Annotated in this window: 16 protein-coding genes; 5 read left to right on the top strand and 11 right to left on the bottom strand. The window is 68.9% G+C overall.

The genetic code is table 11. The annotated features are described in order from the left end of the window. From BST44_RS21060 to BST44_RS21085, 6 genes are all read right to left on the bottom strand, one after another. Positions 1–1,304: MCE family protein (locus BST44_RS21060; RefSeq protein WP_083179037.1), on the bottom strand; the 1,304-nt coding region annotated here is incomplete at its 3' end. A 4-nt stretch (positions 1,305–1,308) separates the two neighbouring features. Further along, positions 1,309–2,163, bottom strand: coding sequence for an ABC transporter permease (locus tag BST44_RS21065; RefSeq protein ID WP_083179038.1), 855 nt, complete (start codon positions 2,161–2,163; stop codon positions 1,309–1,311). Then, positions 2,160–2,927, bottom strand: a complete 768-nt coding sequence (locus tag BST44_RS21070) for an MlaE family ABC transporter permease (protein WP_083179039.1) — start codon at positions 2,925–2,927, stop codon at positions 2,160–2,162. The genes BST44_RS21065 and BST44_RS21070 overlap by 4 nt, the downstream gene beginning before the upstream one ends. A 202-nt stretch (positions 2,928–3,129) precedes the next feature. Beyond that, positions 3,130–3,492: a DUF732 domain-containing protein gene (locus tag BST44_RS21075; protein WP_083179040.1), complete on the bottom strand. Its 363-nt coding sequence runs from the start codon at positions 3,490–3,492 to the stop codon at positions 3,130–3,132. After that, a complete protein-coding gene (locus BST44_RS21080; RefSeq protein ID WP_083179041.1) occupies positions 3,489–3,983 on the bottom strand; it encodes a CAP domain-containing protein in 495 nt (164 codons plus the stop codon). Before BST44_RS21080 ends, BST44_RS21075 begins: the two co-directional genes overlap by 4 nt. Continuing rightward, positions 3,980–4,366, bottom strand: a complete 387-nt coding sequence (locus BST44_RS21085) for a SpoIIAA family protein (protein ID WP_244184891.1) — start codon at positions 4,364–4,366, stop codon at positions 3,980–3,982. Before BST44_RS21085 ends, BST44_RS21080 begins: the two co-directional genes overlap by 4 nt. A 196-nt stretch (positions 4,367–4,562) precedes the next feature. Between BST44_RS21085 and BST44_RS21090 the strand changes: the two genes are divergently transcribed. The 3 genes from BST44_RS21090 to BST44_RS21100 are packed head-to-tail and all read left to right on the top strand — an operon-like array spanning position 4,563 to position 7,603. Then, a complete protein-coding gene (locus BST44_RS21090) occupies positions 4,563–6,086 on the top strand; it encodes an Hsp70 family protein (protein ID WP_083179043.1) in 1,524 nt (507 codons plus the stop codon). Between the two features lie 7 nt (positions 6,087–6,093). Then, positions 6,094–6,759: a nitroreductase family protein gene (locus BST44_RS21095; protein WP_083179044.1), complete on the top strand. Its 666-nt coding sequence runs from the start codon at positions 6,094–6,096 to the stop codon at positions 6,757–6,759. A 13-nt stretch (positions 6,760–6,772) separates the two neighbouring features. Continuing rightward, complete coding sequence (locus BST44_RS21100) at positions 6,773–7,603, top strand: oxidoreductase (RefSeq protein WP_083179045.1); 831 nt, start codon at positions 6,773–6,775, stop codon at positions 7,601–7,603. A gap of 10 nt (positions 7,604–7,613) precedes the next feature. Here the strand turns inward: BST44_RS21100 and BST44_RS21105 are convergent, their stop codons facing one another. The 3 genes from BST44_RS21105 to BST44_RS21115 all read right to left on the bottom strand — a co-directional run bounded on the left by BST44_RS21105 (position 7,614) and on the right by BST44_RS21115 (position 11,423). Next, positions 7,614–8,720 (bottom strand): NDMA-dependent alcohol dehydrogenase, encoded by a 1,107-nt coding sequence (locus tag BST44_RS21105; protein WP_083179046.1) that lies wholly within the window; start codon positions 8,718–8,720, stop codon positions 7,614–7,616. Beyond that, entirely contained in the window at positions 8,717–9,988 is a 1,272-nt protein-coding gene (locus tag BST44_RS21110; RefSeq protein ID WP_083179047.1) for a cytochrome P450, read from the bottom strand. Before BST44_RS21110 ends, BST44_RS21105 begins: the two co-directional genes overlap by 4 nt. 136 nt (positions 9,989–10,124) lie before the next feature. Further along, a complete protein-coding gene (locus BST44_RS21115) occupies positions 10,125–11,423 on the bottom strand; it encodes a sensor histidine kinase (protein ID WP_244184888.1) in 1,299 nt (432 codons plus the stop codon). 36 nt (positions 11,424–11,459) lie between these two features. Between BST44_RS21115 and BST44_RS21120 the strand changes: the two genes are divergently transcribed. Further along, on the top strand, positions 11,460–12,134 hold the full coding sequence (locus BST44_RS21120) for a response regulator transcription factor (RefSeq protein WP_208619858.1): 675 nt from the start codon (positions 11,460–11,462) through the stop codon (positions 12,132–12,134). On the opposite strand, the gene BST44_RS21125 is transcribed toward BST44_RS21120, so the two are convergent. Further along, positions 12,127–12,321, bottom strand: a complete 195-nt coding sequence (locus BST44_RS21125) for a ferredoxin (RefSeq protein WP_083179049.1) — start codon at positions 12,319–12,321, stop codon at positions 12,127–12,129. The genes BST44_RS21120 and BST44_RS21125 overlap by 8 nt on opposite strands. A 175-nt stretch (positions 12,322–12,496) precedes the next feature. Here BST44_RS21125 and adhE point away from each other — a divergent pair, with 175 nt between their 5' ends. Then, positions 12,497–15,118 carry a bifunctional acetaldehyde-CoA/alcohol dehydrogenase gene (gene adhE, locus BST44_RS21130; RefSeq protein WP_083179050.1) on the top strand — a complete coding sequence of 874 codons (2,622 nt, stop codon included), beginning with the start codon at positions 12,497–12,499 and terminating at the stop codon, positions 15,116–15,118. On the opposite strand, the gene BST44_RS21135 is transcribed toward adhE, so the two are convergent. Beyond that, complete coding sequence (locus tag BST44_RS21135; protein WP_083179051.1) at positions 15,103–16,059, bottom strand: LLM class F420-dependent oxidoreductase; 957 nt, start codon at positions 16,057–16,059, stop codon at positions 15,103–15,105. The two genes, adhE and BST44_RS21135, sit on opposite strands and share 16 nt — an antisense overlap. Between the last annotated feature and the right edge of the window lie 23 nt (positions 16,060–16,082).

Consider the following 16,082-nt stretch of genomic DNA (forward strand, 5'->3'; position numbering starts at 1 on the left):
GGGTACAGGGGCGTTCCGTCGGGGGCGTATTGGGGGGCGCCGTAGGGTGGCGCTCCCGGGTACGGGATCGGCCCGGGCGCGGGACCGCCCGGATAGCGGATGCTGGGCGGTTCGGGGATTCCCCGGGTGACGGGCAGGTAGTCGGCGTATCCCGGGAACGCGATCCCGGGGTTGGGCCGGATGTCCAGGCCGGTTCCCCAGCCGGTGTTCGTGATCAGTTGGCGCAGTGGCCAGTTCGCGGCGACATCCGGCAGTGATCCGCAGCCCGGCTTGCCGCCGGGGCCGCCCTTGGCGCCGACGATCGGGAGGTTTTGCGGGTACCGGTACTGGTCCGCGCCGAACAGCGGTGTGCTGTCGATGATCAGCGAGTACCCGTTGGCGCCGCCCATCGCGTCCCGGTACCCGGTATCGAGGGCGGTCTTGGCACCGACCAGCATGCACGTCAGCTCCGGGCGGTATTTCATCAGCAGGCTGGTCGTCGGTTCGAGCAGATTCACCGCCCTGACGAGGTTGTCCGTGTTGGGGCCGACGAGGTTGATGCCGCTGCGCGAGAGGCCGATGACACCGGTGAGCAACGAGTCCAGGGCGGTCGAGTCATCGGTGATGGCGCCGCCGGTGACGCTGGCCGCATCGAGCGTCCGCAGGATGTCTTGTGCGGCAGGGCCGTAGGTGTCGCCGACACGCTTGACGGCCCGAATGTCCGCCCCGACGGTGTCGGCACGCGGATTGACCGCACGCAGCACCTCGTTGGCGTCGGTGATGCCCTGACCGATGGCCGCGCCGCGCCCGCGCAGACCTTCCGCGACCGCGGACAGGACGCTTTGAAGCTTCGCCGGGTCGATCTCGTCGAGCACCTTGACGAGGTTGGCGAACAGCGTGTTGACCTCGGTCCCCACGTAATCGACCCGGATCACCGCCCCGGCCCCCAGGCGCCTGGGGCTGGGCCGGCTCGGGTAGACGAGGTCGACGTATTTGGCGCTGAAGAACGTGGTGGCCCTGATGCGGGCGTGCACGTTCGCGGGGATGTATTTGACCTCATCGGGGTAGAGGTCGAGCCTGAGGGTCACCCGGTCTTTCCCGCTGGTGATCTCGGCGACCCGGCCGACCTGGACGCCACGCATCTTGACCTTGCCGCCGCGGTCCATCACCAGGCCGGCCCGATCGGATATCACCGTCACCGGCACGTACGACTTGAACGACCCGGAGAAGAAGGCGGACGTCAGCACGATGGTGCCGAGGGTGACGACGACCAGGATCAGCGTCCACCACGCGGGATGCAGGCCCTCCGAACGCGATTCCGACATCTCCCTACCCCGACAGATTGAAGTGGCCGGACTGGCCGTGTACGGAAAGGGAGATCGCCAGCACGATGAGCGTCAACACGATGAGCGACGTGCGGACCGAGTGACCGACGGCCCGGCCGACGCCGGCGGGGCCGCCCGAGGCGTTGTAGCCGTAATAGGTATGCACGAGCATGACGGCGATCGCCGCGGTGATCACCGTGACGAACGACCAGAGCAGGTCGGTCGAATTGAGGAACGTGCGGAAGTAGTGGTCGTAGACCCCGGTGGACTGGCCGTAGATACCCGTCGTGCCGAACCTCGCCGCCTGGAAAGCGCACACCACCGCCACGCAGTACAGCGGGATGACCACGACGACGCCCGCGACGACCCGGGTGGAGACGAGGTAGGCGACGGACCGCACGGCCATCACCTCCAGCGCGTCGATCTCGTCGGCGATCCGCATCGCACCCAATTGCGCGGTGGCGCCGGCGCCGATGGTCGCGGCAAGGCCGACTCCGGCGACCGCCGGGGAAATGATGCGTACGTTGACGTAGGCGGAGATGAACCCGGTCATCGCCTCGACCCCGATGCCGGACAGCTGGTTATAGCCCTGTACCGCGATGACCGCGCCGGTCGACAGGGTGAGGAAGCCGACGATCACCACGGTGCCGCCGATCACCGCCAGCGCGCCGGTGCCCAGGCTCATCTGGGCGACGAGCCGGATGATCTCCTTGCCGTACCGGAGGAAGGCCGTCCGCATCTCGCTGACCGCCGTCGAATAGAACTTCACCTGCGCGCCAACGCGATTCCACCCCGCGGCGACGTGGTCGGCCGCCTCCGCCGGCCATGAGCGTCGCCGGGCCGCGTCGTCCGCGGTCATTGCGGGCCCGTGTAGTAGACAGCAGTCGCCACGATGTTGATGACGAAGAGGGCGATGAACGAGTAGACGACGGTTTCGTTGACGGCGTTACCGACGCCTTGCGGGCCCCCGCCCACGGAAATGCCCTTGTAGCAAGCGATCAGAGCGGCCGCCATCCCGAACAGCGCCCCTTTGACCAGTCCGAGGATGAGGTCCGGCAGGTGGGTGAGCAGGGTCAGACCCGCCGCGAAGGCGCCGGGGGTGACGTGCTGGATGAAAACCGAGAAGAAGAACGACCCGCCCAACCCCACCAAGGTCACCAGCGACACCAATGACACCGCGACGACGGTGGCCGCCAGCACCCGCGGCGCGGCCAGCCGGCGTACCGGATCGACGCCCATCACCCGTAACGCGTCGAGTTCGTCGTGGATGGCACGCGCTCCCAGGTCGGCGCACATCGCCGTGGCTCCGGTCCCGGCTACGACGAGAACGGTCACCACGGGTCCGATCTGGGTGACCGATGCCGTCGCGGCGCCCGTGCCGGAGAAGTCGGCGGCCCCGAACTCGACCAACAGGATGTTCATGGTGAACACGACGAGCACGGTGAACGGGATGGTCAACAACAACGTCGGAACGATCGACACCCGTGCGACGAACCAGGTTTGCAACAGAAACTCGCGCCACGGAAAGGGCAGCTTGAACATCGCCACGAAGGTGTCGAGCGACATGGCGAAGAATTCACCGGCCGAGCGGAGGGGCCTGGTGACGGACTCCGAGGAAATCATCACAGCCCCCGCCCGCGACCCGGAATTATCAGCGCCGTCGCGAGCCGTGTGTTCCGAAATCGGGTTCGCCGGCCGGGAACCGCACAACACACCTTTAACCCGCACGGTCGAATTCGCGGTATTTGCCGTCCGCGCGCGAAATTCGCTCCGATCAAACACGATCCGCGGTTATCTGAGGGGCTGGGGAATGCCGTTGGTGTTGTCATCGCGGCACGGCCGGAGTGGGCGCGACATATCCGGCGGCCGATTGCCGTAGCTGCCAGATCTGGGCGGGGCACAATTCACCGACGGCCTGGCTTATCAGATACGACGCCTGATGCTCGTCGGAGTTGTCGAAGTCCTCCTTGACCTCCGTGACGATCTGCGCATAGCGCTCCCCCGACCGCACCTTGTCGCAGATGCCGTTCCCGTACGCCAGGGCGGCGTCCGCGTCGGGGAAGTTGTAGCCCGGGCGCACCGTCACGTTGACGAGGTAGGCGACCGCATCAGCCCGCGCGGCGGGCGGCACCGGGCACAGCAGGACCGCCGCGACCGCAGCCGGACCGGTCAGCTGCGGGATATTCATCTCGGCGCCCCGGCGCCGGGCGCGCCATACATGGCGACGACCACGCTGCGGTCCAGGCTGTTCTCGGACCACACCCCCATCTGCGTGTAGGCACAGTTCCGCATGATCGCGAGGTAGCCGGGGTTGTCGTACCACTGCTTGATCACCTCCAGCCCGCTGATCGCCAGCGCCGGGTTGATCGCCACGGTCTCGGCCGCGCTGCCCGCGTACCCCGCGGCGTTCGCCCGGTCCTGCGGCGTCGAGCCGTCGGAGCCGATGTCATCGTCGAGCGAGCGGTTGACGAGCACATCGTCGGTGTGCGATTGCGCCGCCAGTTGCAGTTGCGGGTTGATCCGCACGTCGTTGGTGCAGCCGGCGTTGTGCTGGACGGTGTAGACGTTGGCGACGACCCCGTCGTTGAGCCGCTTGTTGTCCGCGTTGGCCGGCGCGCAGGTGAGCGCCGCACCGCCGAGGAGAACGGTGCAGCGACGGACGGCGTCGCGCCCGTTCATGCCGCCCCGCGTCTACCGCCGGGTCCGGAAATCCATTCGCGCGCCTCGTCGGCATCCGCCTGCGAAAACGTGCGGTACCGTCCGGGCCACAGGAACCCCAGGAGCTCGCTGAGTTTCGCTACGTGCTTCACCCATGGCACGTCGCTGACGATTGCGCACCGGTCCCAGTCGAAGTAGTGGTCCACACCGAATTTCGAATCCGCCCATATCGCGCCCGGCCCGAGAACGGTTAAATCCGGGGCGATTTCGCAATATATCTGGACCTTTTTGTGGCGACTCCGCTTGTCTTCGAAGCCCGGTATCAGCACCGTGTCGTAATCGGCCTTGGTCACGTGCCCATGAATGGCGAACGCGGCCACATCGTCGGGAAAGCCATTGAGCATCTCGATCACGCGGCCTCCTGAAACGAACGCAATTGCTGTCGATCCGGTCATCGTCTCCGCGTCGTGGGCGGCCGGCCTAGGGGCCAAAGTCATCGGAAGAAGCGACCGGTGGCCGTTAACCCGAGGACCGGTCGGGCCGCGGCGCGCCGGGCAAAAAGCTTGTTCCAAGCCCCCGGCGCGGTCCTAAACTTGCGCGATGAGAGTCGGCATCGACTTTGGCACCACACACACCGTCGTCGCGGCCGTCGATCGAGGCAACTACCCCGTCATCTCCTTCGACGGCGAGGACGCGTGGCCGTCGATCGTCGCCGCCAACGCCGCGGGGGAACTGCGGTTCGGCGCGGAGGCCGCCGCCGTGCGCCACGACCCGGGGTGGTCGGTGTTGCGGTCGTTCAAGCGTCTACTCAACGAGGCCGGGCCCCAGACCGAGGTGAGCCTGGCCGGCCGCAGCCATCGACTGGCCGACCTGCTCACCGGCTTCCTGGCCCAGCTGAAAACGGACCTGCTGGGTCGCTCCAACGCCAGCCTCGCCGCGGGCGAAACGATCGAGGCGGCGATCAGCGTGCCGGCCAACGCCTCGAGCGCCCAACGCCTCCTGACGCTCGACGCCTTCGTCGCCGCGGGCTTCCACGTCGTCGCGCTGCTCAACGAGCCGTCGGCCGCGAGCCTGGAATACGCGCACCGGTACCGCTCCACCATCACCGCCAAGCGGGAGTACGTCCTCATCTACGACCTGGGCGGCGGCACCTTCGACGCGTCGCTGCTCAAGATGACCGGGCACGCGAACGAGGTCGTCGTCAGCGAGGGCATCCAGCGCCTCGGCGGTGACGACTTCGACGAGGCGATCGTCGAGCTCGTCCTGGCGCGCGCGGGGCTGGCGGGGGTGGGCCCCGCCGCCCGCGACCTGTTGCGGGAGGAGTGCGCCGCCCGCAAGGAGGCCGTCGGGCCGCAGACGCGCCGCTTCCTGGTGGACCTCACCGGAGTCGACGGCGACCGGCCACCCTTCTCCTGCCCGGTCGACGACATCTACGCGGCCTGCGCACCGCTCGTCGACAAGACGATGGACCTCCTCGACCGGGTGCTGCACAACCGGGACGGCGGCCGCGACGTGACGTGGTCGGAGGTCGCCGGCATCTACGTCGTGGGCGGCGCCGGCAGCTTCCCGCTGGTCTCGCGGATGCTGCGCACCACGTTCGGCGACAAGCGGGTGAAACGCTCGCCGCACCCGTTCGCGGCCACCGCCATCGGCTTGGCGGTGTTCCTCGACAAGGAATCCGATTTCGCGCTCTCCGAACGCTTCTCGCGCAACTTCGGTGTCTTCCGTGAGGCGGAGGCCGGCGCCGGCGTCGTCTTCGACCCGATCGTGTGCAAGGACGCCTCGCTGCCCGCCGATGGGCACACCCCGCTGGTGGTCAAGCGGACCTACCGCGCGGCGCACAACATCGGGCACTTCCGGTTCGTGGAATGCAGCCGCCTGGTCAACGGCCGGCCCGACGGCGACGTCACGCCCTACGATCCCGTCCTGTTCCCCTTCGACCCCGCCCTGCGCGACCGCGACGACCTCGGGCGTCAGCCCGTCGGCCGGTGGCGCGACGGGCCCGACGTCGAGGAGCGCTACGTCATCGCCCCCAGCGGGGCGGTGGAAGTGACCCTGACGACGCAGCCGGCGGGATTCCACCGCACCTTCCGCCTGGAGCGCCGCGCCCCCGCGAGCGCGTGACGCGGCCATGGAACTGTACGACGTCATGCGAACGACGTTCGCGGCGCGCGAATTCACCGACGACCCGCTGCCCGACGAGGTGTTGTGGCGCATCTTCGACAACGCCCGGTTCGCCCCCAGCGGCGGCAACCGGCAAGGCGCCCACGTCACCGTGGTCCGCGACCCGGATACCCGCCGCCGAATCGCCGAGCTGGGCGCGCCCGCGGCCCGCCGCTACTTCGCCCAGCTCCAGGCGGGTGAAAACCCTTGGAACTCAATCCATCCGACCGCGGTGCCGCAGGACGTCATCGACCACACCGAGATCCCCGACACGTTCGTCGCGCCGATCGCCAAAGCGCCCGTGGTCCTTGTCGTTTCGGTCGATTTGACGGTCGTCGCCTCGGTGGATCAGGACCTGGACCGGGTCGGGCTGGCCGGCGGCGCATCGGTGTACCCGCTGGTCTGGAACATGCTGCTGGCCGCCAGCAACGAGGGTTACGGCGGCACCTTCACCACCATGGCCGTCGCGGCGGAGGACCGGCTCCGCCGCCTGCTGGGCATCCCCGAACTGCACGCGGTCGCCGCCGTTGTGCCCCTCGGCAAGCCGGTGCACCAGTTCACCAAGCTGCGCCGGCGCCCGGTCGCGGAATTCATCACTCGCGACCGTTTCGACGGCCCCGGATTCGAAGGCTGAGGCGGGCGTTCGCATGGCCACGTGGCTCATCACCGGCTGCTCGACCGGACTCGGCCGCGCGCTCGCCGAGGCCGTCATCGCGGCCGGCCACAACGCCGTCGTCACGGCACGCGACGTCGCGAAGGTCGCCGACCTCGCCGAGGCCACACCGGATCGGGTGCTTGCCGTTGCGCTCGACGTCACCGACCCGGCGCAGGTCACCTCGGCCGTGCGGCAGGCCCGCGACCGGTTCGGCGGCGTCGACGTGCTGGTGAACAACGCCGGCTACGGCTACCGAGCCGCGGTCGAGGAGGGCGACGACGCCGAGGTGCGGGCACTGTTCGAGACGCACTTCTTCGGCACCGTCGCGATGATCAAGTCCGTCCTGCCCGGGATGCGGGGCCGCCGCCGCGGCGCGATCGTGAACGTCTCCTCGATCGGCGCCACCGTGATCCCGGTGGGGTCGGGCTACTACGCGGCGGCCAAGGCCGCCATCGAAGGGATGAGCGGTGCGCTGCGCGGTGAGCTTGCGCCGCTGGGCATTTCGGTGACCGTCGTCGAGCCGGGCGCGTTCCGCACCGACTTCGCCGGCCGCTCACTCGTCCAGTCGAACACCGTGATCGACGACTACGCCGCCACCGCCGGGCAGCGGCGCAAGGAGAACGACACCATGCACGGCAACCAGGCCGGCGACCCCGCCAAGGCGGCCACCGCGATCATCGCGGCGGTCGAGTCGAGCGAGCCCCCGGGATTTCTGCTGCTCGGCCCCGACGCGCTGGCCATCTACCGCTATGTCGCGAACGCGCGGGCCGGCGAGATCGCGAAATGGGAAGAGCTGACGGGCGGCACTGACTTCGCGCCGTAACGGCCCGGGTTCAGAACCGGATCAGCCCACGCAGATTCACCCCGGCGTGCAGATCGGCGTAGCCGGTGTTGATCTCCTCGAGGGTGTATTCGCGGGTGACGAGCTCGTCGAGCTTCAGCCGGCCGGCGCGGTACAAATCGAGCATCCGGGGGATGTCGTGGCGGGGATTGGACGAGCCGAAAAGCGAGCCACGGACCTGCTTCTCGTACAGCGTCAGATCGAACAGCGACATGTCGACACGGGTGTCGGTCGGATGCGGGATCGCGGTCATCACCACCCTGCCGCGCTTGCCGACCAGGCTCAGGGCCTGCGCGACATAGCTTCCCTCGGCCGAGTCGGTGCTGACCACGCACACGTCGGCCAGCTGGCCGCGCGTCAGGTCGGTGATCAGCGCTCGGGCCTCGTCGACCGTCGCCGCGGTGTGCGTGGCGCCGAACTCGAGCGCCCGGCTGCGCTTGTACTCGACGGGATCGAGGGCGACGATGACGCGGGCGCCCGCGATCCGGGCGCCCTGCACCGCGTTCACCCCGATCCCGCCCACGCCCATGACCACCACGGCGTCGCCGTCGCGCGCTTCGCCGGTGCGCACCATGCTGCCGTAGCCGGTGGTGACCCCGCACCCGACCAGGGCGGCGGTGTCGAGCGCGGTGGCCGGGTCCACCTTGATCACCGAGGCCAGCGGCACCACCGTGTATTCGGAGAACGTTCCCAGCACGCACATCTGGCCCAGTGCCTGGCCTTTCGCGTGGAACCGGAAGGTGCCGTCGAGTTGCGGTCCGGCGATGATGGCGGCGCCGAGCACGCACAGATTGCTCATCCCCCGCGAACAGGGCTCGCAGCGACCGCAGGCCGGGATGAAGCTCAGCGCCACGGAGTCGCCCTCGGCGACTTCGGTGACGCCGGGGCCGACGTCGACGACGACGCCCGCGCCCTCGTGCCCGCCGACCACCGGCAGCTGCATCGGCATGTCGCCGGTGATCAGGTGGTCGTCGGAGTGGCACAGGCCGGCGGCCGCCACCTTGATGAGCACCTCGTTCTGCCTGGGCCCGTCGAGGTCGACCTCTTCGACCTCCCACTTCTGGTGCAGGCCCCACAGCACCGCCGCTTTGGTTTTCATCGTTCCGGCGTCCAGGTCGCCGGCAGGCTGTTGACGCCGTTGATGAAGTTGGCCAGGGCGTAGTTGGGCTGCGGTGCCGAGATGTCCGGGATGCGGGTGTAGACCTCGGTGAGCAACGCCTTCAGCATGGTGCGGGCCAGGGCCGCGCCCAGGCAGAAGTGCGGGCCGCCGCCACCGAAGGCGATGTGCAGGTTGGGGTTTCGCAGGATGTTGAACGAATGGGGGTCTTCGAAGACGTCCTCGTCGCGGTTGCCCGAGTAGTACCACAGCACGACCTTGTCGCCGGCCTTGATCTCCGAGCCCCGCACGGTGACGTCCCGGGTGGCGGTGCGGCGCATGTGCAGCAGCGGCGATCCCCAGCGCAGCACCTCCTCGACGGCGGTGCCGACCCGGCCCTCGACGTCCTCGACGAGCAGCGCGCGCTGGTCGGGAAACTTGGAGAGGGCGGCGATGGCGTGGGCGGAGGCGTGCCGCGTGGTGTCGTTGGACGCGACGCCCATCAGCACGAAGAAGGCCTTCAGCTCGTCGTCGGTCATCTTCTTGCCGTCGAACTCGGCCTGCACCATCCAGGTCAGCAGGTCGTCGCCGGGGTGGGCCCGCCGCTGCGGGATCAGCTCCGTTGCGACCTCGTGCAAATCCATCACCGCGCCCATGAACAGTTCGAGTTCGCTCTGCTCGCCGCGGATGTTCGGGTCGGTCCAGCCCACCAGCCGCTGGGCGGCGGTGACGGCCTTGTCGCGCAGTTCGCCTTCTGGCAGCCCGAAGAAGCTGCCGAAGATGCGGCCGGGCAGCTTGACGGACACGAGTTGGACGAAGTCGCCCTCGCCGAGGTGCGCCATCTCGCTGACCAGGTCGTGGGCGTGGCCGCGGATCCAGCCCTCCAGGCGGCGCACGTTCTTGGGCTTGAACGCTTCCGTGGTGATGCCGCGCAGCTGGGTGTGGCGCGGAGCGTCCATGGCGATGAACGACTGCGCGATCTCCACCGCCTCGGGGGCGAAGTCCTCCATCGTGATGCCCTGCGCGGAGGAGAAGATCTCCGGGTGGCGGCTGGCCATCCGGATGTCGTCCTGCTTGGTCAGCGACCAGAACCCCCTGGTGTTGAGCTCGGGGGGCAGCAGGTCGGATTCCGCGGGGCGGCTCCATGGCACGGGGTTTTCCGCGCGCAGGACGGCGAAGGCGGCGTCCCGCTCCTCTGGAGGTTTCGCCCAGAACTCGCGGGCGCTCAGATCGATGCCGTTATGGGTGGGCGCGGTCGTGGGTGCGGTCATCGGGGGCCCTTTCTGGCGGTGCGCAGTGGTGCACGTCACCGCGGCTTCGCACCCATGCTGGTCAGCGCGACCACGGCGCGGCACAGACGCACGTGCCAATTGCTGGCCTGCACGGGCCAGCGGATCGAACCGGCGATCAGGTGACGGGTGCCCGGAAGGTGGCGACCAGCCCGCCGCCGTCGCGCGCGGCGAAGTCGACCCGGCCACCCATCGATTCGGCGATCTGCTGCACGATCCACAGGCCGAGGCCCGCGGTCCCCCGTTGTCCGCCGACGCTGACGTATTTGGTCGTCAGCTCGCCGAGGCTGTCGGCCGGGATGCCCGGTCCCCGATCGGCCACCGCGCAGACCAGCTCGTCGCCCTCCCGCGAGCACGTGACGTCGACCGGTTCGCGCCGGCCGTGCCGAGAGGCGTTCTCCAACAGGTTGGTCAGCACCCGGCGCAACCCTTGGGCGTTCACGGCCACGGCGCCGAGTTCGCCGCTGACGCTCAGCCGCAACCGCGGCGGCGCCAGCCCCACCGCGTCGGCGGCCCCGACGACGAGGTCGGCCACGTCGACCCGGCGGACCCGGCCCGCCGAGAACGTCGGGCGGCGACTCAGCGCGACGTCGGAGAGCGCGTCGAGCATGTCGGTCAGGTGGTGCACGTGCCGGGCCACCAGCGCAAGACTGGTGTCCCGGTCGGCCCGCGACATCGGCTGTGTCGACGTCAGCGCCTCGGTGAGCGCCTCCAAAGACGTGACGGGGGTGCGGAATTCGTGCACCAGCACCTGGAGTCCGTCCTGTTGCGACTGGTAGGACCGCAGCAGGCGCGCCCGCAGGTCCCGTTCCTCTTCGGCGGCGGCGTGCTCGGCCTCGGCCTCCACCAGCGCCCGCAGCCGCGAGCGGTGTTCGCGCTCGGCGAGCGCGGAGAGCCCCGCGGTGATGATCGCGACGAAGATCAGATAGACCGCCGACCAACCGGCCTGTAGCGCCGGGGCCGCGGTGACCGGAAGTCGCGGCGACGACATCAGCGCCACGGGGATGTAGGCGGTGCCCAAAGCCAGCGCGACGAGCAGGGTTTCGCGGAAGGAGAGCCGCGCCGCCGACGCGATGACCGCCAGCGCCAACACGGCGACCACCGGGCTGTATACGCCTCCGCTCAGGGCGATGAGGGCCAGCGTGAACGCCGAGTCGAAACCGGTGACCAGCCAGGCGTACCGGGTGCGCCGGACCTCCAGCTGCGGGTAGGCCATCACGACGGCCGCGTAGAGCATCGCGGCGGCCAGCACCGCCACGGTGGCCACCGTGTGCTGACGGACCCACTGGGGTCCGATCGCCAGCAGCACCCCGATCGAGATGACCACGGCGACCCGGACCGCGACCACGGTGCGGGCCAGCCCGTAGTCCTCGCCGTCGAAGTCCGCCATGGTTCTGAGCTGATCGAGCGGTCTCACCCAGCTGACCATAGGGTTGGGGCTAGCATCGCGGCAATGACCCGCTCGCCGTACGTCGTGGTGATCGTGGACGACCATGAGCTGTTCGCGCAGGGCCTGGCCCTGTTGCTCACCCGCGAATGGGGCGAATCGTTCACCGTCGGCGGGCAGACGACCTACGTCGAAGAGGCCGCCGACCTGGTGGCCCGCTGCGACGCCGACGTCGCGATCATCGACCTGTCGATGCCCCCGCTGGGCGGGGTCGCCGCGATCCGGCACATCAAGGCGCGCCACCCGAAAACCCGGATCCTGGCGCTGTCGGGGACCGATGACCTGGCGCTGGCCGAAGAGGCGTTGCGGGCCGGCGCCGACGGGTTTCTGCCGAAAACCGCGCGGCCAGAGGCGCTGGCGGGTCCGCTGTGGACGATCGCGGAGGGCCTGCGGGTCGTCGACGGCGCGCTACTCGACGCGCTGTTGAGCAACACCCGCAAGCCGCCGTCGGAACTGCTGGACAGCCTGTCCGCCCAGGATCTCCAGCTGTGGACCCTGCTGGCGACCGGCATGGAGACCGTCGACATCGCCCGCCGGATGCTGGTGTCCGAGCGCACCGCCAAACGCATGGTGGCCGCGCTGCTGCACAAACTCGGCGTCGGCAACCGCGTCGCGGCCGCCGCGTTGGCCGGCCGCTACCGATTGCTCGACGACGTGGCCGAAACCAACCGGCTCAGTTGAGGATTCGGATCGCCTGCGCGGGGCACATTGCGGCCGCACGAATCACGCGTTCGCGGTCGGCTTCGGGCGGCTCCGGCTCGACCAGCACCACTTGTCCGGCACCGTCGGGAATGTCGAACACGTCCGGGGCGGCCATCAGGCACTGCCCGTGCCCCTCACACAAGTCGTAGTCGACGGCGATGCGCATGCGGCCCAGTGTCGGCGCCGGACGCGCGCCGCAAGTGGTCCGCATGCGCCAGATGTGGCCCCTCCGGGCCAGCTCGTCGTGGGCCTTTCAGCCCTACTTTGCCGCGAGGTGGGCGTCGTAGCATCTGCTCATCCTGGAGACCCCCGTTGTCCCTGCCAGAGTCGAGAACGCGATCATGACCACCACACACACCCCGCCCGCCTCCTCGCTCGAAACGGCCGCGATCACCGAGCAGCGCAGAGAGGAAGTCGACGCGATCGTCGACAGGGCGGCCCGGGCGTTCCGCCAGCTCGACCAGCCGCAGGTCGACGCGATCGTCGAGGCGATGGTCCGCGCCGGGGTACGCGCCGCGGGCGAACTGGCGGGTGTCGCGATCGAGGAGACGGGGTTCGGCGTCTTCGAGGACAAGGTGGTCAAGAACTACGTGGCCACCGAGTTCCTGCACGACTACCTGCGTGACAAGAAATCGGTGGGCGTCATCGACGAGGACGTCGAACACAACATCGCCTACGTGGCCGAGCCGATCGGGGTGGTGCTGGGCATCACCCCGGTGACCAATCCGACCTCGACGGTGTTGTTCAAGGCGATCGTGGCGGCCAAGACCCGCAACGCGATCCTCTTCCGGCCGTCACCGTACGCGGTGCGCTGCTGCGAACGCAGCCTCGAGATCCTCCGCGCGGCGGCCGAGGCGGCCGGGATGCCACCCGGGGCGCTGCAGGTCATCCCCGACGCCGCGCACGAGGTGACGCACTACCTGTTCAAGCACCCGGGAGTCGACTTCATCTGGGTGACGGGCGGACCGAAGATCGTCGCGCTGGCGAATTCGGCCGGCAAGCCGGGGCTGTCCGTGGGCCCCGGCAACGCGCCCATCTACGTGCACAAGACGGCGGACCTCAAGGGCGCGGTCGTCGACATCCTGATCTCGAAAACTTTTGACTCGTCGGTCATTTGCCCGGCCGAACAAACCTGCATCATCGACGACGAGGTCTACGACGAGGTGCTGGCCGAGTTCGAGCGGATGGGCGCCCGACTGCTCACCCCCGACCAGGCCGACGCGGTGGCGGAGTTCGCGTTCGGCTGCGGCGACAAGATCTCGCTCGAGGCGGTCGGGCAGAGGGCGTCGGAGCTGGCCGCCCGGGCCGGGTTCAGCGTGTCACCGACCGTGAAGGTGCTGCTGGCACAGCTTCCCGCCGATCTGGACGAGCTCGCTTCGCATCCGCTGCTGGCCGAGAAGCTGATGCCGGTGCTCGGGGTGGTGCGCGCAAGCAGCGTCCAGCACGCCATCGACGTGGCCGTCCTGGTCACCGAGCACGGGGGTCTGGGTCACACCTCCGCCGTGTACGCCAACGACGAGGAAGTCATCGACGCATACGGCCTGGCGGTTCGCACGGGTCGCATCCTGGTCAACGCCCCGACTGCGGTCGGGGCCCTCGGTGGGGTCTACAACAACCTGACACCCACGTTCTCGTTGGGTTGCGGCACGTGGGGCGGGTCGAGCACGACGGAGAACGTCAACTACCGCCAACTGCTGAACATCAAGACCGTCTCGCGCCGGCGCACCCCGCCGCAGTGGTTCCGCGTCCCGTCCAACACCTACTTCAACGAAGGCGCGCTGGACAACTTGCGCGAACTCGATTGCGAAACCGTCGTGGTGATCACCGACGCGCTGACCGAGGAGCGCGGTGTGGTCGAGGCGCTGCGCGCCAAGTTGCGCGCCCAACACGTGCAGGCGTTCAGCGAGGTGACGCCGGAACCCGACGAGGCGACCATCCGCCGCGGTGTCGCGCTGCTGCAGCGGGTCCAACCCGATCTGCTGATCGCCGTAGGGGGTGGCTCGGTCCTGGACGCGGGCAAGGCGATTCGGCTGTTCTACGAGCACCCGGAGAAGAGCCTCGACGAGTTGACGATGCCGTTCCTCGACCCCCGCAAGCGCGTGGCCGACTATCCGACCGACCGGCATCGCGTCCAATTGGTCGCCGTGCCAACGACTTCGGGAACCGGATCGGAAGTCTCGCCGGCGGCGGTGCTGACCGTGCGGGGGAAGAAGGAGACGCTCGTCGACTACAGCCTGGTGCCCGACCTCGCGATCGTCGACCCCGTCCTGACCTCGTCGATGCCACCGAATCTGACGGCCGACACCGGCGTGGACGCGCTCACCCACGCGCTCGAAGCGATCGTCTCGATCTTCGCGTCGCCGTACACGGATGCGTTGTGCGCCCAGGCGGCACGACTGATCTTCGACGCCTTGCCAAGGGCATACGACGACCCCGACGACCTGTCCGCGCGGACCGACATGTCCAATGCGGCGACCCTTGCCGGGCTGGCGTTTTCGAACGCTTTCGTCGGGACCAACCACGCGCTCGCCCATGCCGTCGGCGCGAAGTTCGGCATCGCGCACGGCCGGGCGAACGGCATTTTCCTGCCACACGTGCTGCGCTACAACACAAGCCTGCCGAGCAAGTTCATGCCCGCGCCGGGATATTCCGCCTACGTGGCGCCGGACAAATACGCGCAGCTCGGCCAGTTGATCTTCGGCGGCCACGAGCCCGACGACTGCCGCGGCCGGCTGTTTGATGGGGTCGACGATCTGCTGAAACGACTGCGGATGCCGCGATCGCTGCGGGATCACGGCGTCGACGAGCAGGAGTTCCTGGCGACGCTGCCCGCGTTGGCGATGACGGCGTTCGAGGACCTCAGCAACCGCACGAATCCGCGGATGCCGTTGGTCAGCGAGATCACCGCTCTGCTGCGCGCGGGCTTCTACGGCGAAGCGGAAGTTGCTCAGCCGCGCAGCTGAGGCAGCACGTCCCGCTCGTAGGTGGCGAAGAACCCGTCCATGTCCGGGCCGATCTGCTGCACGTACACCTCGTCGATGTCGGCGTCGATGTACTCGCGCACCTTCGCTGCGTGGGTGTCGGCGTCGGGTCCGCAGGTCACGGCTTCGGCGACCTGGTCGGGCGTCACCAGCGGCATCAGCGCCGCGAAGTCCTTGGGCCGCGGCAGGGTTTGCGCCGTCTGCCCGGGCAGCGCGTCGTTGCCCCACAGCCGGTGCGCCACCTCGAGGGCCGCCCCGGCGTCCTTGTCCCAGCAGACCTTGGTGCCCGCCTGAACCGGCTTGTCACCGCCGCCGGAGTCGCGGAACGTCTTCACCAGCTCGGCTTCCGGCATCACCAGGACGAAGCCGTCCCCGATGCGACCGGCCAGCTCCGCACCCTGGGGCCCGAAGCCGGAGACGTAGATGGGCACCGGCCGCTCGGGCCGGGTGTAGATGCGCGCCTCCTGCACCTCGTAGTGCTTGCCGTGGTGGCTCACCTCGTCGCCGCGGTGCAGCAGACGGATGACGTCGACCGCCTCCTCCAGCATTTCCTGACGCACTCCCACCGACGGCCAAGGATCCCCGAGGATGTGCTCGTTCAGCGCCTCACCGCTGCCCACCCCCAACACGAAGCGGCCATCGAGCTGCACGGCCGCGGTGGCGGAGGCTTGCGCGATGATCGCCGGGTGCGTGCGAATCGTCGGGCAGGTGACGGCCGTGCTGACGGGCAGCGACGTCGCCTCCGACAGCGCGCCGATCACGCCCCACACGAACGGGCTCTGGCCCTGCTCGTCGTTCCACGGGTGGAAGTGGTCGGAGATCCACAACGCGTCGAACCCCGCCGCCTCCGCACGCTTGGCCTGGTCCACGAGCTCCTTGGGACTGTACTGCTCGCAGGACAGGAAGTATCCGATCTTGGTCATGGCGGCGGACTACCCCGTGTGCG

The sequence above is a fragment of the Mycobacterium scrofulaceum genome (assembly GCF_002086735.1).
Lineage (GTDB): Bacteria > Actinomycetota > Actinomycetes > Mycobacteriales > Mycobacteriaceae > Mycobacterium > Mycobacterium scrofulaceum.